The 21,210-nt window shown below is 38.1% G+C and carries 19 protein-coding genes; 3 read left to right on the top strand and 16 right to left on the bottom strand.

The window, feature by feature from the left end; all coding sequences use genetic code 11:
- Nucleotides 1-568 precede the first annotated feature (568 nt).
- Nucleotides 569-1,126: a hypothetical protein gene (locus VUJ46_RS01465; RefSeq protein ID WP_326983244.1), complete on the bottom strand. Its 558-nt coding sequence runs from the start codon at nt 1,124-1,126 to the stop codon at nt 569-571.
- Between the two features lie 159 nt (nt 1,127-1,285).
- Between VUJ46_RS01465 and VUJ46_RS01460 the strand changes: the two genes are divergently transcribed.
- Nucleotides 1,286-2,362, top strand: coding sequence for a resolvase (locus VUJ46_RS01460; protein ID WP_326983243.1), 1,077 nt, complete (start codon nt 1,286-1,288; stop codon nt 2,360-2,362).
- 352 nt (nt 2,363-2,714) lie between these two features.
- On the opposite strand, the gene VUJ46_RS01455 is transcribed toward VUJ46_RS01460, so the two are convergent.
- From VUJ46_RS01455 to VUJ46_RS01445, 3 genes are all read right to left on the bottom strand, one after another.
- Nucleotides 2,715-4,253 carry a hypothetical protein gene (locus VUJ46_RS01455; protein ID WP_326983242.1) on the bottom strand — a complete coding sequence of 513 codons (1,539 nt, stop codon included), beginning with the start codon at nt 4,251-4,253 and terminating at the stop codon, nt 2,715-2,717.
- Between the two features lie 302 nt (nt 4,254-4,555).
- Entirely contained in the window at nt 4,556-5,050 is a 495-nt protein-coding gene (locus tag VUJ46_RS01450; RefSeq protein ID WP_326983241.1) for a hypothetical protein, read from the bottom strand.
- Between the two features lie 204 nt (nt 5,051-5,254).
- On the bottom strand, nt 5,255-6,742 hold the full coding sequence (locus tag VUJ46_RS01445) for a hypothetical protein (protein ID WP_326983240.1): 1,488 nt from the start codon (nt 6,740-6,742) through the stop codon (nt 5,255-5,257).
- Nucleotides 6,743-7,000: 258 nt separating this feature from the next.
- On the opposite strand from VUJ46_RS01445, the gene VUJ46_RS01440 reads away from it, so the two are divergent.
- The gene (locus tag VUJ46_RS01440; RefSeq protein WP_326983239.1) at nt 7,001-7,903 is read left to right on the top strand and encodes a helix-turn-helix domain-containing protein; all 903 of its coding nucleotides are present in this window, start codon (nt 7,001-7,003) and stop codon (nt 7,901-7,903) included.
- 79 nt (nt 7,904-7,982) lie between these two features.
- Nucleotides 7,983-8,819: an SDR family oxidoreductase gene (locus VUJ46_RS01435; protein WP_326983238.1), complete on the top strand. Its 837-nt coding sequence runs from the start codon at nt 7,983-7,985 to the stop codon at nt 8,817-8,819.
- Nucleotides 8,820-8,863: 44 nt separating this feature from the next.
- Here VUJ46_RS01435 and VUJ46_RS01430 read toward each other — a convergent pair whose 3' ends face one another.
- From VUJ46_RS01430 to VUJ46_RS01375, 12 genes are all read right to left on the bottom strand, one after another.
- The gene (locus tag VUJ46_RS01430; protein WP_326983237.1) at nt 8,864-9,457 is read right to left on the bottom strand and encodes a hypothetical protein; all 594 of its coding nucleotides are present in this window, start codon (nt 9,455-9,457) and stop codon (nt 8,864-8,866) included.
- A 785-nt stretch (nt 9,458-10,242) separates the two neighbouring features.
- Entirely contained in the window at nt 10,243-11,844 is a 1,602-nt protein-coding gene (locus tag VUJ46_RS01425; RefSeq protein WP_326983236.1) for an amino acid adenylation domain-containing protein, read from the bottom strand.
- 60 nt (nt 11,845-11,904) lie between these two features.
- Nucleotides 11,905-12,567, bottom strand: coding sequence for a hypothetical protein (locus tag VUJ46_RS01420; protein ID WP_326983235.1), 663 nt, complete (start codon nt 12,565-12,567; stop codon nt 11,905-11,907).
- 44 nt (nt 12,568-12,611) lie between these two features.
- Entirely contained in the window at nt 12,612-13,814 is a 1,203-nt protein-coding gene (locus VUJ46_RS01415) for an ATP-grasp domain-containing protein (protein WP_326983234.1), read from the bottom strand.
- A gap of 13 nt (nt 13,815-13,827) precedes the next feature.
- Entirely contained in the window at nt 13,828-14,934 is a 1,107-nt protein-coding gene (locus tag VUJ46_RS01410) for an ABC transporter permease (protein WP_326983233.1), read from the bottom strand.
- Nucleotides 14,931-15,872, bottom strand: a complete 942-nt coding sequence (locus VUJ46_RS01405) for an ABC transporter ATP-binding protein (protein ID WP_326983232.1) — start codon at nt 15,870-15,872, stop codon at nt 14,931-14,933. Before VUJ46_RS01405 ends, VUJ46_RS01410 begins: the two co-directional genes overlap by 4 nt.
- A complete protein-coding gene (locus VUJ46_RS01400) occupies nt 15,873-16,919 on the bottom strand; it encodes a DUF4872 domain-containing protein (protein WP_326983231.1) in 1,047 nt (348 codons plus the stop codon).
- Nucleotides 16,920-17,903, bottom strand: a complete 984-nt coding sequence (locus VUJ46_RS01395) for a hypothetical protein (protein WP_326983230.1) — start codon at nt 17,901-17,903, stop codon at nt 16,920-16,922.
- A complete protein-coding gene (locus VUJ46_RS01390; RefSeq protein ID WP_326983229.1) occupies nt 17,884-18,363 on the bottom strand; it encodes an acyl-CoA thioesterase in 480 nt (159 codons plus the stop codon). Before VUJ46_RS01390 ends, VUJ46_RS01395 begins: the two co-directional genes overlap by 20 nt.
- Before the next feature lie 5 nt (nt 18,364-18,368).
- On the bottom strand, nt 18,369-19,457 hold the full coding sequence (locus VUJ46_RS01385) for a DUF4872 domain-containing protein (RefSeq protein ID WP_326983228.1): 1,089 nt from the start codon (nt 19,455-19,457) through the stop codon (nt 18,369-18,371).
- A complete protein-coding gene (locus VUJ46_RS01380; RefSeq protein ID WP_326983227.1) occupies nt 19,454-20,416 on the bottom strand; it encodes a glycosyltransferase family 2 protein in 963 nt (320 codons plus the stop codon). Before VUJ46_RS01380 ends, VUJ46_RS01385 begins: the two co-directional genes overlap by 4 nt.
- On the bottom strand, nt 20,417-21,205 hold the full coding sequence (locus VUJ46_RS01375) for a PIG-L deacetylase family protein (protein ID WP_326983226.1): 789 nt from the start codon (nt 21,203-21,205) through the stop codon (nt 20,417-20,419).
- Between the last annotated feature and the right edge of the window lie 5 nt (nt 21,206-21,210).

The following is a 21,210-nucleotide window of genomic DNA, read 5'->3' as shown; positions in this document are numbered from 1 at the left end:
TTTTAAGGCGCAAGGATTTTATCTTTGATAAAATGGAGGGCTGCATATTTTGGCCACGAATGCACGAATTTTTTATTTCCCACAGATTGATAGGATTTTCGTGGGTAGGCTGTTTCTGTTGGTTTTTCGCAAAGTCGTAAAGGTATTTTTTAATGCTTTATGTTTTTTAAGGCGCAAGGATTTTATCTTTGATAAAATGGAGGGCTGCATATTATCGCCACGAATGCACGAATTTTTTATTTCCCACAGATTGATAGGATTTTCGTGGGTGGGGCTGTTTCTGTTGGCTTTTCGCAAAGTCGCAAAGGTATTTTTTAATACTTTATGTTTTTAAGGCGCAAGGATTTTATCTTTGATAAAATGGAGGGCTGCATATTTTGGCCACGAATGCACGAATTTTTTATTTCCCACAGATTGCCTCAGATTTTCCACAGATGATATCGTTGATTTTCTTTGCTTAACCTTTTAGATCTTTTATCAGTAGAACGGTTTAGTGAGACTTAAAACGGGAGTTGTCAAAATTCCCATCCTCCCTTATGCAGCAATATCAGAAAAATGACGGAATATTTTAGCCCTCAAAATCACCACAGTCGTGCTCCCTGAAAAGGGGTAATGCCTGTTTTGTGGTAAAATACCCTGATAATCTTTTATTTTTAGGATTCGGTTTTTCCCCTTCCGTTACCAATTTGTAAACCGGCGCTTCATCAATCTTCGTTAAGATATAAGTGCTTTGCGCGGTTTTGATAACCGTTGTATTTCCTTCTGTAGCAGATGTAAAAGTATTGATCTCAAAAGTATCTTTTTCATCACAGACGTTGGTCCAAACTATTTTGTTTTTCGTAACAGAAAGGTTTGCCAAATCGCAGGCATAACAATTTCCTGAGAATTCAATCCCATATTTTTCATAAACATTTTTACTTTTGCCATCCAGTATATCAACAGGAATTAATTCATTAAGCTCTTTCGGAATTTCCGATGTTTTCACGTCTTCTTTTCGAGAGATTTCCCCCTTGGAACCGGACTTTATCATGATGGGATCCTTAGATTCCGTTTTTTTTTCGGTTCCCGAATTACAGGCGTTCAGTGAAAAAGTCAGAAGTGAAAGGCTACATATTATATTTTTCATAGGTATAAAATTAAGGAATACAACTCCATTTACGAGTCACAAAATTGTTTAAAAAACAGTTGGCAATTTATCCCTGATATCAGCCATTTTTCAGTGGTAAAAGAGCATTTTGTTGGAGGCTCATCGTATTAATTCTACTTTTACAGCAAAAAGTAAGCAATGAAAATTACATATCCATTTCTGATTTCTTCTCTTTTAGTGAGTACTCTGGCATGTAACCCTCAGGACAAAAAAAAGGAAAGCAATAAAGCCAAAGCAGCACATCACGACAGCGTTATCACATTTGCGGATTTCAAAAAAATAAAAGGCGTAGACAATATTCAGGAAGTTCCTTTTCAATTGTTTACGAAGCTTGATTCCGTTCGCTTTTATGTGGCTCCAAATAAAGATTCGGCTTATCTTAAAGTTCCTTACCAAAAGCTTGATAACTATTATGGATTTGAAGAATTTGATGATTTTTACTCCATTCATTTCAGCATTAACAATACCATTTCCAACAGCATAGAAGCCTTCGTTCTGAAATCTGAATTTACGGCCTCATTTGATCTCACATTAAAGGGGATTAACCTTAATGAGATTAGAAGCAGCACCTATAGGGAGCAAACTGATTTCAACAACAAATCATTCACCCAATATGGCAGTGTGGAAGAAGTAACGGCCGCAGAATATCATGAGGCTCTGAAATCAAAAGCAGATGAAGTTTTAATTAAAAATCCTCATATTATACTAAAAGGCAACAACTGGATCAGTGACAAAGACGGACGGGAAATAAAAATCCAGCAATATGAAAACCTGCCTACAGAAGATGGCCTTCTGTCTTATCAATACATCGGATACTCTCCTTTTCTGGGTCTTGAGGTCTTTAGGGAAGACAACCAGGATGCCAATAATGCCTTTTATACCTTTTATAACCCGAAAGAGGGATTTTCTATGGATCTGTTCACCTCCGGCTATCCTCATACCATTCCTTCTATCAACAGGATTTCTTCAATAAGCAATAATAATGATACAGGATCGGATTTTATGATGGCTCAGTATTTTCCTGAAACAAAGAAACAGATCAATCAGCTCTATGTTAATTTTACAGGATTTAAATTCTCGGACGAAAAAAAGGGCTTCTGGATGAATCACGATACCTTTTATGCCGAGGTTTATCCTACCACATCCACCCCGGCAAAAAATAAAAAGCAAAAAGCGTCCTATATTAAAATCCAGCTGAAAATCAGTTTATTTTAAGAGCTTACTTACATGTCATGCAGACACTAAAGGAGATTTTCCTGTATTTTTCGATTTTTTTTACAAAACAGGAATTTCTCCTCTTAAATAAGCGGGTGTCTATACGCAGCCTTAATTTTATAATTTAAAAATTTATGCTGAAAAAAATTAAATTGTCCCTTCTGTTTTCTCCGTTTTTCTGCGTGACCTTCACCCAGTCACTAAAAGTCGCTGTTAAACAGAACGGAAAAATAATAGAAAACAGCCTCATCTGTCATCCGAAATCTTTGGCAGCGGGATCTTACATAACCTTGGGTAATCAGGATCCCTCCGGAATATCCTGATTACCCAAGGTGGCGGTCATAGAAGCCCCTTAATCTATGGGCTCAGATTCTTCACGAAGCAAATCTGCCTCCGTTGTTATTTTATTCAGTCCACCCCATTCATCAATACGGTCATTTTCCTCGAATAATTCAGTATTCTGAATCAGTTTTCCGTCCTTATTATAGAATTTTAACAGGATACGGTCTCCCTGGCGTGCCAATTCTTTTGATCCTCCGTCAACTTTGTAACTGATTTTTCCGCTTTCAATAACCCCATCTTTTATAACAGCTTTGCTGACTTGTTTTCCGTTCACATACTGGGTGATCTTCGCTGTAAAAAACTCGGATTCCTCTGCGGGTTTGCTGTAGGTATAGATAACCTTTCCTTTGTGATCATACACTGAGGTGTGATAAAGGGTATTTTCAGTATTGATTTTTGATTCTGATTTCAACTGTTCCTTATCCGTGAAGGTTTTGGAAAGGATGACCGTTCCGTTTTGGTATTGCTGTTCTGCGAGCTCGTCATATAAAATACCGTTGTAAGGTTGCCCTTCTCGGTAGTTTAGGACTCCTTTTATCGTCCCGTCAGGGCTGTAATAGTTTATTTTAACAGTATCAAACCCTTCGACGAATTTTTCTGAAGCTAACCGGGCATCTTCATCAAAATATTTGACGGATACTGCCGCTCCATTTTTATAGGAATCGATGGAAATATAGCCCGAAAATGTAGAATTAAACCAATAATCATCGCCATCCTGCGGAACTAAAGATTCACTTTCCTTATCGTACTTATAGCTGAGATTTCCGATCAGCTTTCCGTTGTGATCATACGTTTTTTTGAAACCTCCTTTTTTATTTTTCTTTTCTTCCTGTAGAATTTTACCATTTCTATCGTAGATCACCCCTTCGATAAGCTCCCCGTTTTTATTTTTCTTCTGCACTCTCGAAACTACCATCGGATTGTAGTAGTATTCAACATCCCAGTAATCTTTATCATCCCCCAGGGAACTTTTACCTATATATTTACCATTTTCTCCGTAGTATTTGGTAAAGTATTCCAATGCGTCGCTACTTTCAGCTTCATATCGTATACCTTTTATATCCTCATCATACACGATTGTTTTGTACGAGTACGGACTGTCGTAGAACGAAACGGCATTATAGGAAGAGGAACCCTCAGGGTCTTTATAGTTATAAATTTTACCGGTAAAAGTACCGTCTTTTTTGTAAAAAAATTCCTGAATAGGTCTTCCTTTTTCATCAAATGACCTTGAAGGACCTATCTCACTTCCGTTTACAAAAGATTTTTGAATCACCATTTTTCCTTCAGGACTATACCAGGTTACTGTTCCGTCAAAAATTTCACTTCCGGCTGTTGTATCGACTGCAGGGCCTTCCATCTGGAGTGTTCCGTCCGTATAATAATCCCGGATCAGGATTCGTTTGTCTTTAGTTTCCGTTTCGCGGTAATAAACCATTTTGTCCTTTGTCGTGACTTCCCAGTTTTCATCGAAATAGATTTTTTCCTGTGCAGTGATGCTTATATTCATAAGCCATGCTGCTATGGCAGATATAATCATTTTTTTCATTTTCAATATTCTTTAATTTTCCTTTAACCATGTATTAAAATATAACAGATATTAGCGTTTTATGAGTCATTATGTCCGGTGCCTCATCATTAACACAGATGTTTAATAACACGCCTTGTATTTCTAAAATACTGTCCTGCAAAATTGTGAAAAACCGGTATCCGATACAATCCCTGCTTTCAGCCAGATAAGAAACTAAATGAATCATCGGGACATCGGAAGCTTCCTTTCCTGCAGTGAATTTCATATCTCCGGACATATCGAGAAGCCTTTTTGATGTAAAAAACACCTTAAAAGAACAGTTATTTCTCTTGGGAGATCTTACTTTTATTTTCTCTAAATATGAGCCCTTTTCCTTCTCTTGACAGATCGAAAATTCTTGTTTCTGATGGTTCAAAAATCCGTGTCGGAGCCATGCAGGTTCCGATCGTGCTTATGCTGTCTATTTCCATTATTACCTTCTGATTTCCGGTGAAATAATATCTTCCGAATGCCCGGGTAAAACAATCATTCCCGCACTCCCAACTGTCATAGCTGGTGAACTTCTCCTCGTCCAAAAAATCAATCGCATGAAAGTTGAATAATTGGAGAGAATCTATTCGTCTGGAGAGATAATAGACTGAATCCCCGCCGGCGCCGATAATCCCGCCGGAATCAACAATCCACCGGGTATTTTTAAGATCATTCTGAAAACCTGTTTTTTTTTCGTCAGCTTTCCGGCAGCTGAGAGTCAGGAGAATAAGAAGCAACGTAAAGCCACCAGATGGAAGTCTCCGTTTTTTTATCTTGATCTTCATTTTACTGTTTTCTTGCTGTTTAAGAATTTTGACTGTCACTTTCATACCATTTTATCTTTGAAATTTCCATTAGATTATTTAATCCTTTCAGGTTATTACATCATTGAACACATATCCATCGGGTTTCACCCGACGCCATTCACATTTAAGCTCTTCGGGGGTTTTAAGGGAAATTCAAAAAGAAAAGAGGATGAGCTTTATCTCTTACTTTTCACGGTATTCTCTTCCGGAGTTAATATCGATATAATAATAAACGATGAGGTCAGAACCGTTTTTAACGGAAACTAACCCCTCGGAATTAACAGAGTCATAGCCTTTCTCACCTATCATTTTCCTGTCTTTAAGATGGTAAAGTCTGTATAAGCCATCATCGTTTTTCTGAAGTGCATAAATTTGTTTTTCTGTATCCAAAACATTGATATGATGGTATTCCGGGGGGATATCCCAGGATTGGGTACGGCTGTTCCATAATCCCATATTCCTTTCCTGCTTTCGATTTTCAACTGCGATAATATACAGGTCTTCCATACCGGTGTAGGAACTAATTTTTCCAAACTTCCACTTTTCAGTATTGAGTATATCCGGAAAAATCATCTTTCTGTCGGGCCAAACCAGATTTCCAATCTGATCGAGGACTTTAAAATGGACGGTCATCTCCGGTTGCTCAAAGACTACGCCATTCGTATCAATATACAACCAGTCATAGGCCCAGACAGCTTCGTCATAGTTGAAAACGCCCAATAGAAAATAAGGAGAACCCTCCATAGAATACACCAAAGATGTTTTGCGGATAAAATCAATCTGAGAAGCTGTTGCCTTTGTAATTTCTTTCGGAAAAGGCTTTTCATAAAGAGGAAAAGCATATAGATTATTGGATTTCCTGTCTTCCAGAAGTTTTGGCACCTCGGGTTTGTACCGTTCTTTGTTGACCTCAGTCAGGGTTATGGTTTCCTTACCATATACAACAGAAAGCATTTCAGTTCCTTCCAGATTGCTGTGAACTGCTTTTTTCTGATTAAGATTATAGAGTGAAAAATTCCCGTCGGATATTTTGATATAGCGTTTATCATTAAGCATATCAGCAATATTCTGCTCACTTTTATTCAGACGATTCTTGTTCATTTCATAGATGCTACCATTCCAAAAAAGGTGTTTCTCATCGATAGATATCATATTGAGATCAACATCATCTTCCAGATAAGGCAGATCTTTTCTAATCAATACCTGCCCGGTTTCAAGAATACCTACTTCTATATCGTGATAAGTTTGTTTTTTTTGAATGCCGCTGCCCATGATATTCCAGTCCCATTTCCAAACCGGCATTTTCTTTTTATATTCGATTTCTCTTTTGTAAAATGTAATTCCATTCACGCAGTTCAGGTTAATTTCCTTAGGTGAGAAATCAAGGACTATTTTCCCCGTATCGTTTATGACGGCATATTCATCTGCTTTATTGGTCACAACGGCAAAACCGGTGGAAGTATAAATAGATGCTGTCTTGAATGTATGACCGAAAGCAGGCTTCAGGCTCAACTTATTCACATATATAAAATCGTTCTCCTTTGTTAGGAAAGGAACAATCTGGATGTCCTCAGGGCGGGAAGAAAGTGCCGGAATATAATACTTATCCTGTTGTGAGCAGGCCATGAAAAAGTTCATGATAAAAAAGATGCCTATTATTGTCGTTTTCATATGCTGATATAGTATACATTTCAATATTCAATATTAAAAACTATGAGAGGATAAAAAAATCCCCATTATCAGCGATATTTTTGATGGATGATAAAAGCTTTGATAAGCCCTTTACAGAAATACTGAAATTTAAGAGCATGTTTACATTTTAAAGGAGTTCTTAAAATTTTCATTTACGAAATAAAGAAGAAAAAGCAGCAGGGAAAAGGCGGGTCTACGATGTATTATCATCATTAAGACCATAATTTGTAATTTTGTATGATGCCGGAGAAAACAAGTTTAGACTCATTTTATGCCCATAAGTTCAGTGAAACACCATTACTTCCGCCCTATGAGGCAGGAGGCTTTAATGTTTTTCGCCTGACAAAACTTAATGAAGGAGCCTCCCCTGCCCCCTATGCGCGTTATGATTTTTACAAGATCATGCTGATTCGAGGCAGGCACCGCTGTCATTATGCCCATAAAAGTATCGAGATCAACGGAAGCACGCTTCTGTTTTTCAATCCCGCGATGCCTTATCGGTTTGAACGTCTGGATAAAGAATCAACGGGCTTCTTCTGTGTTTTCAAAGATCTTTTTTATATTGATCATCTCAGAAATGGTATTCAGGACATCGATATGTTTAAAAGGGACGGCAGACATGAATTTCCCCTCAGTGAAGATCAGGATAAAGAAGTGGAGTCTTTTTTTGAAAAAATGCTTCATGAACGACAGTCAGATTATCGTTTTAAATATGATCTTTTAAGAAATCATGTATTCGAGCTTCTTCATTTTGCGATGAAAATACAACCTGGAGAAACGCTCTACCACCATCCTGATACAAACGCACGCCTCACCTCTATTTTTACTGAAATGCTTGAAAGGCAGTTTCCGATAGAATCTACGGATCAATTTCTTGAGCTGCGTTCGGCAATTGATTTTGCGGAAAAGCTCTCAGTACATGTTAACCACCTCAACCGGGCAGTAAAAAAGACCACAGGAAAAACCACCACGGAACACATCTCCCAACGAATTGCAGCGGAAGCAACAGCCCTCTTGAAACATAGTGACTGGAATATATCTGAAATCAGTGATAGACTTGGGTTTTCGAACCCTTCCCATTTTGCTTATTTTTTCAAAAAACAAACGAAGGTTACTCCTACCTCCGTCCGTAGTGTTTGAATTTTGACAGCACTTGTTTGATTTAGGTAAAGAAGGGCAGCAAGGAAGGTCTAACTTTGCCTTATAAATAATCAGACCTATGAAAAAACAAAAAGTATGGTTTATCACCGGAGCCTCCAAAGGCCTGGGATTAGCATTAATAAGACAATTGCTGGCAGAAGGCAGTAAAGTGGCAGCCACTTCCCGTCATACGGAGGTTCTTGTGAATGAGCTGGGTCACGAAAACACCGCTGATTTTCTCCCGTTGCAGGTAGAATTAGCCAATGAGCAAAGTGTTGTATCGGCAATCCTGAAGACCCGGCAAAGATTTGGAAAAATAGACGTTGTTGTCAATAATGCAGGATACGGAATTGGTGGAAGTATAGAAGAGCTTAGCGACAAAGAAACACGTGACAGCTTTGATATTAACGTATTCGGAACCATGAATGTGATCAGGCATGTGTTACCCATTATGCGTAGTCAGTCATCCGGTCACATTATCAATATTTCCTCTATTGCAGGGATTGCACCATCAGCGGGCTGGTCTGTATATGCTGCCGCAAAACATGCAGTCATTGGTCTTACAGAAGTGCTGGCAGAGGACGTGAAATCTCTTGGCATCCAGGTAACACTGATCGCTCCCGGTTCTTTCCGCACTAACTTTAACAACCCCGACTCTCTCGTTTTAGCTGAAAATACTATTGATGCATATGGCCATCTCCACACTCTTAACCATCGTTTTGCCGCGGCAGGTGGAACCCAGGCAGGCGATCCTGAAAAAGCAGCCAAAGTAATGATGGAAATTACGGAGATGGATCAGCCTCCTTTATATTTACTTTTAGGAAGTGATGCTTATTCCCGTGCCATGAGTAAATTAGAATTACTCCGTTCAGATTACCAACAATGGAAGCCGCTAACCCAATCTACTGATTTTTAAACCCTGTCAGGCGATGGGACCTGCGGACTGTTTACAGAAGCCAGCTAATAAAGCTCTTTATCAGAAAATTTAAAATCCTGTATTTTAGGCAGGGGGCGTATGAAAACTTTTTTCTTTCTCACCTTTAGTGTTCCAGCAGAACCTGATCTTTCATCAGTTTCTATTCTGATGCCTGTTACCAGGTCAAATGTAGTCTCTGTGAATACTGTATTTTCATCAATATAAGGTTGGGTTGCATCGTTTGTGAGCTTTTCAACGTAAATTAATTCAAAATTTCCTTTGTTGTATTTGAAATGATAAGTGATATTCCCCCCTTCCATTTCGCTCCACATTTTTAAAATTCCTTTTTCAATGATAAAATCGGGAATCTGGAAACCATTATACCGTCCCTGTTTTTCGGCAGGATATTGAGGCTCAATAATTTGATCTGAAGAGACCTCCAAAGCATATTTTCCGTTAGGCTGAGACAGAAAAATCTCCAGTTTCAAGGGTCTCGTTGTCCCCACTGTATCCATTTTCACGATTAGTTTATCCATTTTACCGTCATGATTCAGATCCCCATACTCCTCTCTGACTGTGTAAGTATAGGCATCCTTATTTCCGCCACTTTGAGAAAATACATTCAGGTAAACTGACATTAAGATGAATATACAGCACCGACAAAAAATTTTATTGATTCTATTCATGTCTTTTATTTTTTATACCGGTTTCTTTTATTTTAGGTACAAGTGTTACACAGAATGAAACCTGTATCAATCTATTGACGTAGCTTATACCATTTTATCTTTGAAATTTCTTTTACATTATTCAACCTCTGAGGGGTTATAGCATCATTAAATACCTGTTCATCGGGTTTCACCCCACACTACTGATATTTAGCTCCTTTGGGGTTTATTAAGGTGCCATTCAAAAAGAAAACAGTATTACCCTATAGTTTTTCTATTTTAGATCTGTTTCATCTTCCAATATTCCATAAAAAAACATACCAGAATAAAAACCTTTATAATGTAAATCTTCTTTCAGGTCTGATCAGGAGATAAAAAAACTCGACTTCTCTCTTCCAGTTCACAGATGTCCTGAATTCAGCTTAAATATAATACATTTAATTATACTTTTTGCATTTACTTTTTGACAATTAATCCTCTATTCGTTTGAATTATTGGTGGAAACGGCAGCTCATCCATATTTTGTCCTGTGCAGTCGGCAACTTAAAAAAAGAGACGGTCTTAAAGCATCCCTCCTCCTAATTTCTGCTTAACAGATTTGGTTGTTGAGGGAAGAGTAGAAAAGCCGATAGAAGAGCATCCCGTATCGGATTGCTCACGGAATATTGCATCAGCATACCACCGATAGGGAATATAGCCGTTTACTTAGAACCTGTAAAATTTAAAGATTCTATTATAAAATGCTGTTCATAAAAATATCATAATCTGTCCGCAGCCATTTTATCATTCAAATTTAAGGGGAAACTGTCCACGACAATGATTTCAGTCCAGATATCAACGGTTAAAACTTCCTTCGTCAGGGGTATAAGTTCATCTTTCAGACGATCTATTTCATCTTTCCCCGAACCTTTTTCGCATGGTATAACATACACACAAAGCATACTGCCACCATCATCCTTGCTCCGAATGGCAGCAAAGGAGGAAAGAACCGACTCATGATTTGTGACGGTATTTTCTATTTCGCTTAACAGAATAATTTGTCCCTCTATTACAACCCGCCTTTCCAAACGCCCCAGACATTCCAATTCCCCAAAGGCGTTCCAACGTCCTAAGTCACCGGATTTATACATCTTCTCGTTTTTAACAAAAGGATCAGGAATAAACCTTTCGGTATTCATTTTTGGATTGTTCATATATTCTTTTGCCAGCCCTGCTCCTGCAATATAAATCTCACCAACCTCCCCTTCCCCAACAGGCATCAACAATCTATCTAACAGATAAATACGGGAGTTACTAATCGGTTTACCGACAGGAATAAGGCCTGTTGTGTTATTCTTTGGATCAAATTCATAGATCATACAGCCTACAGTAGCCTCGGTAGGTCCGTATTCATTATATATTTTTATATTCCCTCCGAATAAGGCCGTAATTTTGTGACATAATTTTGCACTTAAATCTTCTCCACCAACCACAAACACACGAACACTACTGTTACAATACTGCTGCTCGGAAACGGCATTATTTGCAATCAAAAGCAATTGTGAGGGTGTTAACTTAATTATATTCACTTTATTTTCCCTTATCGCCGTCAATACAGGAGTCTCTTCTTCATTACCCACCGTAACAACAATTGATCCGCCACAGATGAGTGGCACAAAAAGAGAGGTAATCGTGAGATCAAAGGAAACAGAGGTTATTAAAGGAAAAACACAACGATCTTCTGTACGGTATTCGTGCATGGCCCAAAAACAATAATTGACCAGTGACCGGTGGGATACGGCTACTCTTTTAGGTCTTCCTGAGGTTCCCGAAGTATACATAACATACGCCGTATCCTCCACCTGAATCCGGTCTCTCTCATTCACACTGCTGCTATCACTTATCGACGGCACATCGACCAGACAAACAGCTATCCTGTGATGAAAAGAATAGGTGGCAGAGACCGTACTGCTCGTCATAATCAAACCTGGATTACAGTCTGATACCATATAGTGAACATGGGTACCGGATGACCGGATATCAATGGGTATATAATAATGTCCTGATTTCTGTACTGCCAGCATCGTTGCCAGCAGATGAAATCCTGGCTCCAGCAGGATTACAATGGCACTTCCTTTTTCGAGCTCCTTATTTCGGAGAATACGGATCAATCTGTTTACTTCTGTTCCTAATTCCAAATAGGTATACTGTTTATCTTTTTCTATGATGGCAATATTCTGTGGAACCGATTTTACCTGCTCAAAAAAAAGATCTGCCAAAGTACACTGATCAGGAAAAGGACTCTGTGTATTGTGATGATTATAAACATCCTGTACTACCGCTGTAGCATTAAAACTTCCGACTGCCTCTTGTTGTTTCATATAGTATTAAAATCATTATTATTAAGTGAAATCTAAAACTGAAGAATGAGCTGTTTTTTACTATTTCCGGATAAACCTATTTTTCGTTTTCCTATTGTATACATATACCATAAAACCAACCGCCACTACAGTTCCCAATACAGAAGGTAAAAACTGACTGTAAGGATGATACTGCGGAAGAACGGTTCCTGTAAATGCCGAAAGTATTCCGCTAAAGGCACTTATCATTTTTACGATATGCTCATATAACCACAGATTCCGGTATCTACCTGCAGGAATTAAATAGCGGATAAAATCATACGTGATCATACCTACCAAATACCCCACCGTGCTGTAAACAATAATTGGCGACCATATAAAACCTATTGATTTCAAATAGTATAAAAAGTAGCCGGTAGCAGTCAATACAATCAGGGCGATGACAACATCCGCCATATAAATCTTATTTGATCTGGACTTTAGTACGCGATAGCCTGAAAAACCCAGATAGCCACTTAACATGGTAATGATCAAGAGGAATATATTCCGTCCGAATACAAAAACACCAACCAGTCCCGTAATGATCACCATCATAAGAAAGATAAGAAATACGATTCCGGACTTACGATGACTCTTCCCTCCTTTTGTTGTTACGATAGCGATCAGCCCCGCAATAAGAGCCAAGGATCCCGCTACAATATGAAGGATAATATTGGTCTGATGTAAAAATGAATAATCGTTCATTCTCAAAATACTAAATGTTCATTATGCAATAAAATAATCTGCCTTTAAAAAAAATCAAATGATTGTAAGGCTTCGTTTATATATCGTGGATCAGTAAGATGTTCCAGAGCTCTGATTCCCTTTAGCAAGCCATCCGGAGTATCATAGCTCATGATGACATTGCTTCTGATAGGCAGAATCGGCATCCAGGTAACCGGTTTAATATAACTTATATGCGGGTCCTGCTGCATCTCTTTCAGAAGATCACCTTCAGGATTGATGTTCAGTGGAAATTGGATCGCATAGTTATTCGGATGTATTGCCAGGTCTTTACGAAGGGTATCCTGGGTACAAAGGTAGGTAAGCTCCCGGTATACATTTGCTCCTCCGGCCGCATTGCACAATCTCGTTACGCCTGATATTCTTGGATTAATCTCCATGATAAGAGGTTCGCCGTCAACAATAAGAAACTCAAATTCCGCTGCACCGTTTAGCTGAAGATGTTCAACAGCCTTTGATACGATCGTTATCATCTTACGTTCCAGAGCCGACCCAGATTGGTAAGGTGAAATTCGGGGTCTATAGGCGGGATGTTCAATAATATTGAGTCTTGTCTCTCCTTTATATACTAAAGGTTGAAAAAATATTTTGTCGTTCCAGACTATAACTTCCATACTGATTTCTGATCCTGAGAGAAAAGGCTCGGCGAAGAGTTCCTTTTTACTATTTTTGGTTATATACCTAACCAGTTCTTCCTCAGCATTTATGATCCTTACGCCCATACCCGTATAGCTTTTACGCTCTTTAACAATTAGAGGAAAGCCAAATTCTTTTACAATATCACCGAGATCTTCAATCCTGTTAATGGGTCTATCCGGGGTAACCGGAATATTAAAATAACCAAGAATGGATTTCGTTAGCCACTTGTCAAATGTACTTTCCATGGTAGCAGGTGAATTAGCCACCATACGAATGGGAATCTGATGGTTGACAATATAATCCCTGACCAGACTGTCCCTGACTCCTTCCGGCTCCAACAGAGATATCGGCAGAATTCCTGCCACCTGTTCATCCAATGCAAGCTTAATGATATCAAAATACGATAAATCGGCTGTCGAGCGGATATCAAACTCGTCTTCTGTTCTTTCCTGAGGAAGCCAGCTTGCGTATTGATTGGTTCTGATAAAAACAGGATGCCATCCCAGTAGATCACATTCTTTTTTTATTTCAGAAATCCCATCAGTTTCTATTACCAGTAATTTTTTCATGCTTATTTGACTTTTAAGATTGAGCCTCCCATTTGAAGGTTTTTACAGATACAACAGCGAGAACCGTTATTAATATGAAAATGATCATATAATTTGAAGCGTTACCGGTGAATGCCGCATTGTAATTCACAGCATTACGCATTGCCGCCGTAAAATAGGTAAGCGGATGGATAACAGATACATACTGCAAAATTTTAGGCAATGTTTCAATCGGAATAAATACCCCGCATAAGAAGGAAGCCGGAAAATTTAAAAATCTTATAATATTGTTTCCAGAGTCTACACTGGGAACAATATTGGCCACTGTAATTCCAAGCAATATAAACAGAAGACCACAACACATAATGAGTAAACCAATTTGCAGATAGTTCCCTGTAAATACATATCCAAATACCAACCAGGCAATAAAAATATATAAGACGGCCTGTAACAGCAACAATATAAAATAGGCCGCAATAAAGCCGGTCAGAAATTCATATTTTTTAAGGGGAGTGATCTTCAGACGTTTTAAAACATCCGATTTTCTGAAATATAACAACGACATTGCACCTGTAAATGATAAGCCCATAACAGAAAAAACAAGCACTCCAGGAAAAATGGATCTAAAATAGTTGATGTTTTTAGATTTAAGGGTCTCAGTTCCCATATCTATTTTAGAGATCATTTTTTTTGACGTATTATTGGTATTAAGTACCGCAATCTTAATACCCGGTTCAAGCATTTTTACCCACATCATGTTTTCGGAGCTTCCATAGATCTGTAATTGCTTGTCATGAGACAGAGGATCCCCTACAGGATCTTGTAATCCTTCAAAAGATCTGTTAATTTTTATCCCGGCGACAATCTCCCCTTTTTCTACTGCTTTAAAAAGAGAAAGGGTATCATTAAACTTCCTGATTTTTACCGCAGGATCGTTACTGAGAGCTTTTATAAACTGATTAGAAAAGCCGGATCTGAGGTCATCATAAACCCCTATGGTTCCGACGTCAAAACGATTACTGACATAAAAGCCAAGCATAACCATTAAAAAAGCATTAAAGAAAAAACTGAAGAAAAGGTTAAGCTTATCCCTAAGAAAAATAAGAATAAATATTCTGGATACTACGATACTATTTCTCATACAGTTTTATTTTTTTTGTTCATTACCGATGCTGTTGTATACGTCATAAAAACATCTTCTAAATTTGAAGACCTCACACTGACATCTGTTATACTCTTATGGTTAAGCTTAGTCCATTCAAAAAACTCATTGAGGGTCTTTCCGATATCGTAGGTATAAATAAACATTTTTTCTTCAGTATATTGTAATTTAAATTTCTTTTCCAGCACCTCCAGATCCGCCCTGCTCAGCACTTCAATACCGCTTACTATGATTGTTTTCTCATTTTCGAGCTTTTTGATCAAATTGAAAGGAGTATCGTAAGCCAAGATTTTTTGATTGCCGAGAATGAGGATTTTATCACAGATTTCCTGTGCTTCATCTAAGTAATGGGTCGTCACAAGAATGGTCACCCCCTTTATTTTTAACCCTTTAATGATGGACCAAAGCTCTCTTCTTGCAATGGGATCCAGCCCTGTAGTGGGTTCATCCAGAAAAAGGATCTTGGGATCATTAAGTATGGCAAGACACAAATTAAATCTTTGGTACTGCCCTCCTGATAAATGTTTTACTTTTTTTTTTGCTGCCTCCTGAAGACTCACTCTTCGCAGCAGAGTTTCATTATCCGTTTTTACATTATAGAGGGTTTTAAAGAGAGTCAGGGTCTCATCTAAAGTAATATTTCCGATAAGGCTCGTTCTCTGCAGCTGGATTCCTATTTCCTTCTGAATACTTTTATAATGTTTATCTATTGATTTGCCCAACACATGGACTGAGCCATTTTCTATCTTCCTCAATCCTTCAATACTTTCGATTAAAGTACTTTTACCGGCACCGTTAATTCCGGCAAGGCCAACGACTTCTCCGTGGTAGATGTTAAATGAAATATCATCCAGAATCCGGATGCCACTGTAACTCTTGCTAAGGTTTTTAACTTGTATAACAACAGGCTTCTCCATTTAAATACGTGTTAGTTCTTTTTCTAAAATATTAATGGCCATCTTTTCTTTATCATTAATCTCATCCAGCAATTGGGAGAAAGATGATTTGTCTTTCCATATGTCATGGGCTCCGGGATCTTTAATAAGTATATTCAGGGCCTTTTGAAACTCTATCCATAATTTACCCAAATCATAATAGATTTTTGAGGACTGATAAAAACCGTTACCTCTCATTCTTTCAGATGCCTGATCCAGAAAAACAGAATATTGGGTTCTGAATGCACCTTTAGTGGCATGTCCATTGGTTACGCCCATCATAAATAATCTCGCATTCTCTGTAATTTCAGCATCATTAAATATTTGCCTCCAGTTCTTCACATTCGCCGTAAATCTGTCTATCGCCTGAAACCCCGATTTGTGAGCAAGATGTTTTTCTGAATATTTATATACACTGATGACTTTACGGATGGCCAGTTTCACAGATCTGTCATAGGGATAAATGGTTTCCGGAAAATAAAATTCCACATGTTTATTGGCCGGCAAAGTGGGACCGGAACATCTTGCTTTTACAAAATCATCTATTTTCATACTGACAGGGTTAAACTGAGGGCTGTCATACAGGAATATCTGACCAAGAGAAAGATCATAACCATATACCACCATCATATGGGATGGAATATGCCTGATGAATTCCTGCGGCGTACGTTTCATCAGCCCTTCACAGTATAAGGGATCCATCATTACCGGAACGGGCATATTATTGTCGATCAATTCTAAGACTCTTGCCAGCGATTTTTCCTGATCTGAAAATTCAAATTCTTCACCATATGTCCCTGTATTGGATAAGAGAGAGTAGAAAAGCTGTGAAGAAATAAATTCAATTCTGTAGTTCTTTTCAAAGGGATTGTAGCCATAGGCAAACTGAAGCCCTGAACCCAGGCCAATAATCTGTTCGGGACCGAAATCCAATCCTTTATGTCTGTAAATTCCACTTAAAGCAGTTACGATACAGGATCCGCCTGGTTTATGCTTATAATCGCTTATTATTACGGGGGCATGTTCCATTTATAACATTTTATTAAAATTGTCAATACATTCACTTTCAACATCTATAAGAGCTTCATAACACCGGACAAGTGTTTGTGCTGCAAGTGCATCATCATTAAAGATTTCAAAAAATAAACGCCAAGCTTCTTTCGATTTTAAGACACTTTCTTTTATAGCCTGTATGTCTCCCCATTCATCCATAAAATGTAATTTGTCCAGCGCCTTAGCATAATCTTCCCTGAGCTGAATGATCCCGTGCTTATTTCGCCATAAATCCCTATGTTGTTTTGGGGAGGCATAGTTTTCAAGCTTTTTTTCTAATCCCTCCTTTAAAAATTCCAATACTGCATTTCCCGTAAGAAGTGATTTATTATTTGATCTTAAATTCAGATGTTGCTTTTCAAGAGCCGATTTAATTTTTATTGTAGTAAGCTCCTCAGAAAAGGTATTTTTTGATGGAATGATTCTAAACAGATCTGTATAAATATGACTGGATTCACAGGACCAATGATCCATAAAATGTCTTTTCGGTATTGTGATCTGGTTTTCTTTTGAGAAAATAAGAGATACTGCTGTACTGACGGTCGCATCATTAACATCTGAAATTTGATCAATAATGGCCAGTACAGGTCTGTGAGCTTCTTCATATGCCCTATTAACATCTCCGTTATCGGCAGTGTATGCAATATTCTCAGCAACTTTAACCAGGGTCTTTTTACGATTTCCGTTTCTGTATTTAAGATAGTCGAAACTTTCCTTAGAATTGGCTCTGCTGGGGATAAATAAACAATTGGAGTTAACAGAGAAGTTCTCAAGAAACAAAGGGTTTACATATGAGATTTCATTTCTTCTGATAGGAAAGTAATGATGTTCCGAAGAAATATGTAAGCCTAACCACAAAGGGCTGCAAAGTATCAGACAGATCTCTGCGTCCATCTCCACGGAATAATCTTTTAAAACCGTAGAGAGGCAGTATCCTATATCATTTGGAATGGTGTACATGGTCAGATTGTATAAAATATTGTGGATATACTTTTTCGGCCTGCTTAATTTTGGAAAGATAGAAATCCGGCATCAGAAGTTTTAATTTAAGCTCTTTATTTGCAATCAGAAGTGAGATCTTCGCAGTAGCAAAAATTTTCGATGGATTTTTCCTGCAACGAATGGTATTGTGCATGGTAAACAGGGCAAATTGATTATACTCCATGATGGTACTTACAATCAGCTCATCGTCCCATCTTACATTATTTTTATACAAAAACTCTAACTTATGGATGGGGTTATAGAGGTCTATTTCAAATAATTGCTTGCGGGAAATATTCAGGACCTGCTCCACGAAATTAAAGTTGGCCTCTTCCACCCAAGGTATAAATCTGGAATGGTGAACAATTAAAAGAGAATCTATTTCACAAAATCTCGGTTTAATTACTATTTCGTTCAATTCAAGTGTTTTAGAGATCATTGTAACTATTTTTTTAGTTTTATCCAGTTATTTAAAAGGGTAAATTGTTTGATTTCTGCAGCAATAATATTCGCTGAATAAGTTTCTGTGATAGCCCTGAGTGCCTCAAAATCATCTGCCATGAGACTTTTTATAGTTTCGTCAGAAGAAATGGCATTCATAAAGTTGGCCCATAGTTTGGAGGTCTCTCTGAACTCGCCTGCAATGGCCGGCAGATTTTCATCCTCTACGATCTGTGCAACTTCTGCCAGAAATGAGCTGTACAATCTCCTTCCAAATCCTCCGCCACTTAGGTTCATTTCCAGAATTTTCATATAGAATATACTTTTAACAGCACAGGTTTTATCCATTTGGGAGCTCCAGGTTTTAAGACCATCAAAGAATGCCTGTAATGCCTGTAAGCCATTCCGGTACCTCATTCCCTCCGCGAAAAAATTGTTGGTGACTTTTTCGATTAAAAACAGCAAGGCATGTTTATTGTGATGGGGAGAAAATTTCGGAGGATCAATCGTATAATATCTTCCGTTACAAGCCTGGCTCGAATCGTGAAGCTTTCTTTTGTGTATAGTATCATAAAACCATAAATGCATAAAGGTATCAACATCATATTGTAATGGTTTGGAATAATCTGTTTCAAAAAAAGTAATCATACCTTCGCTTATGTCGGTTATGGTTACAAAATGAAACCCTGTGTAGGCAGAGTTAAAAACAAAATCCTCTACAAAATTACCCGCCCTTAAGTGTTGAAGCAGCGGACGGTTAACAGCGGCGTTGACCAATATTTTCTGATCAAGTTTTTTTTTAAGCAGGAGCAATACCTCGTCCCTATCAAAAGGACAGGCTTCATAACTCAGGTAACTGTCAAAAACAGATGACAGCCCTTCCAGAGTCTGGTCTGTAATTCCTAAGATCGTATAATAGGGAATCCTGCTTTGCTCAGGCTCAGAATAAATAAAGGATAAGCATCCTGAAAGTCCGAGCATCATGCCATTTGAAAGATAATGCCCATAATAAGCCAGGTTATTCCTGAATGTTGCCATTCTGCAGTCAAAGCCCGGCAGATAATTTTGTTTATATAATTCGGTTAATGTCATGGTTGATGTTTTAAAAACTGTTCTCTGCCAGAGTAATCTTTCATACTCATTGAAAATGCTGGAATATTGACTTTTTCCATTCCGAATATATCACAGCATAGCTCATTAAAATCATTCAGAGAGATTTTGCCATTAGTAAAATTTAAATAGGCATACAGTTCCTTCGGTTTTTCATATTTTTTTATAAAATACACTGCATTTGTAGTCATTGTATCATAAATCGCCTTCAGGTCTCTCGGATGATCCAGATGATAAAGCAGACAGGAATCATTATAAGTAGCTTTTACTCCTTTAAGAAAAAACCGGTAACAAAGGTCAGCATCTTCAGGGCCCCATCCTTTTATATGATGATCGAACACACCGCATGTTTCAAAATAGTATTTCGGGATGCATAAATTTCCCCCTGTCACTACTGCCCACCATATAGCTGTCGTAAAATCGTCATTCTCATTCCTGTAAAAAAAGAGCTGTTTTGCAGCTTCAAAGAAAACGTGATCTTTTTTCTTCTCCCCTAATGTATTATAATTAACATCCTCATTATTTAAAAGGCTGCGAACAATACCTGCGGAGTATTCTTTATCAATATTGATAAGATTTCCGATATGAACATGATCAGGATACCTCTGGATCGACATTTGGAGATGGATGAAATAATCGGGATGAAAAACAACATCATCATCACAAAAAACGATATAGCGGCCAAGGCTTTGATCCAGCCCGAAATTTCTGGCATTGGATAATCCCGAGTTTTCAATATAAAATACGCGAATCGGATATTTTACAGTGAGTTTCCCGATGGCTTCCAACGTATTATCGGTTGAGCCGTCAACCACCACGATAACCTCAAAGGGGCACTCCGTATTTTCTTTAACCAGCCGATTCATATTGGTTAAAACAGCAGTCAATGAGCCGGATTTATTGAAACTGCATATGACAACACTAAACATAGTTTCCAACATTCAATTTTCTTTATAATTACAAAGCCTGTAGCCTTCTGCTATTTTAAATTTAAGTTCAGGAGATTGAGCTCCTGTATTCGCAAGGTCTTTGCCTCGGGACCATCCGATAAACTCAATGATTTTTTCGTAATCCACTGATGATAACTGAGATCTGTAACAGCGGATTCCCTGTATTTTTTTGGCATATGCCGTATCAGAAATTTCAAGAAACGAATTCATCACCACCGGTCCCCAGATTTCATAAACAATGGCCGCCTGAAGCTGTGTAAAACTTTTGCTTTTTACACCTTTTGCTAAAACACCCTCCGAGAGCTCTCCAATTATCTGATGATCAGGATGCATTTCTTCTTTATTGGGAATAAAAACACAATCTGGCTGATGCTTAACGATAAAGTCATGAAGCTCCAGACAAAAGCTTTTCTGTAAAAGAGCATCACTCCGCAGCATAAGCTCGGGAAAATTGAAATATTCCAGTTCATGATATCCCAACACCGATTGCGCCTCGTAACTTTCCTCCATTCTCTGCTGAGGGGTGTAATCGTAGTATCTGGCGATTGACCGGCTGCTTTCCTGGGTAACAATCAGAACGGTGATATGGGCTCCCTGACCGATAAAATGATCAATTGCAGCACCACATCCAATCACCTCATCATCAGCATGTGGTGCTATGATTAATATCTTCCGATATTCAGCCGATCTCATGTCAACCAGATTCTGAGAAAAACGATCGGGATATATTTTTGATAGCTTTTCAATTAACAGTTTTGTCCTAAATTCTTTGGTATCCATAACAG

This window comes from Chryseobacterium sp. MYb264 (assembly GCF_035974275.1).
Classification (GTDB): Bacteria; Bacteroidota; Bacteroidia; order Flavobacteriales; family Weeksellaceae; genus Chryseobacterium.
Note: the sequence above shows the minus strand (reverse complement) of the source record. Positions and strands in the feature narration are given on the sequence as shown.

Excerpts from the sequence above, each read along its gene's own strand:
- VUJ46_RS01415 (WP_326983234.1), bottom strand. The coding sequence starts at position 13,814 with ATGAAAAAATTACTGGTAATAGAAACTGATGGGATTTCTGAAATAAAA.
- VUJ46_RS01450 (WP_326983241.1), bottom strand. The coding sequence starts at position 5,050 with ATGAAGATCAAGATAAAAAAACGGAGACTTCCATCTGGTGGCTTTACG.
- VUJ46_RS01430 (WP_326983237.1), bottom strand. The coding sequence starts at position 9,457 with ATGTCAGTTTACCTGAATGTATTTTCTCAAAGTGGCGGAAATAAGGAT.
- VUJ46_RS01385 (WP_326983228.1), bottom strand. The coding sequence starts at position 19,457 with ATGACATTAACCGAATTATATAAACAAAATTATCTGCCGGGCTTTGAC.
- VUJ46_RS01445 (WP_326983240.1), bottom strand. The coding sequence starts at position 6,742 with ATGAAAACGACAATAATAGGCATCTTTTTTATCATGAACTTTTTCATG.
- VUJ46_RS01400 (WP_326983231.1), bottom strand. The coding sequence starts at position 16,919 with ATGGAACATGCCCCCGTAATAATAAGCGATTATAAGCATAAACCAGGC.
- VUJ46_RS01440 (WP_326983239.1), top strand. The coding sequence starts at position 7,001 with ATGATGCCGGAGAAAACAAGTTTAGACTCATTTTATGCCCATAAGTTC.
- VUJ46_RS01395 (WP_326983230.1), bottom strand. The coding sequence starts at position 17,903 with ATGTACACCATTCCAAATGATATAGGATACTGCCTCTCTACGGTTTTA.
- VUJ46_RS01460 (WP_326983243.1), top strand. The coding sequence starts at position 1,286 with ATGAAAATTACATATCCATTTCTGATTTCTTCTCTTTTAGTGAGTACT.
- VUJ46_RS01435 (WP_326983238.1), top strand. The coding sequence starts at position 7,983 with ATGAAAAAACAAAAAGTATGGTTTATCACCGGAGCCTCCAAAGGCCTG.
- VUJ46_RS01420 (WP_326983235.1), bottom strand. The coding sequence starts at position 12,567 with ATGAACGATTATTCATTTTTACATCAGACCAATATTATCCTTCATATT.
- VUJ46_RS01375 (WP_326983226.1), bottom strand. The coding sequence starts at position 21,205 with ATGGATACCAAAGAATTTAGGACAAAACTGTTAATTGAAAAGCTATCA.
- VUJ46_RS01380 (WP_326983227.1), bottom strand. The coding sequence starts at position 20,416 with ATGTTGGAAACTATGTTTAGTGTTGTCATATGCAGTTTCAATAAATCC.
- VUJ46_RS01405 (WP_326983232.1), bottom strand. The coding sequence starts at position 15,872 with ATGGAGAAGCCTGTTGTTATACAAGTTAAAAACCTTAGCAAGAGTTAC.
- VUJ46_RS01425 (WP_326983236.1), bottom strand. The coding sequence starts at position 11,844 with ATGAAACAACAAGAGGCAGTCGGAAGTTTTAATGCTACAGCGGTAGTA.
- VUJ46_RS01410 (WP_326983233.1), bottom strand. The coding sequence starts at position 14,934 with ATGAGAAATAGTATCGTAGTATCCAGAATATTTATTCTTATTTTTCTT.
- VUJ46_RS01455 (WP_326983242.1), bottom strand. The coding sequence starts at position 4,253 with ATGAAAAAAATGATTATATCTGCCATAGCAGCATGGCTTATGAATATA.
- VUJ46_RS01390 (WP_326983229.1), bottom strand. The coding sequence starts at position 18,363 with ATGATCTCTAAAACACTTGAATTGAACGAAATAGTAATTAAACCGAGA.
- VUJ46_RS01465 (WP_326983244.1), bottom strand. The coding sequence starts at position 1,126 with ATGAAAAATATAATATGTAGCCTTTCACTTCTGACTTTTTCACTGAAC.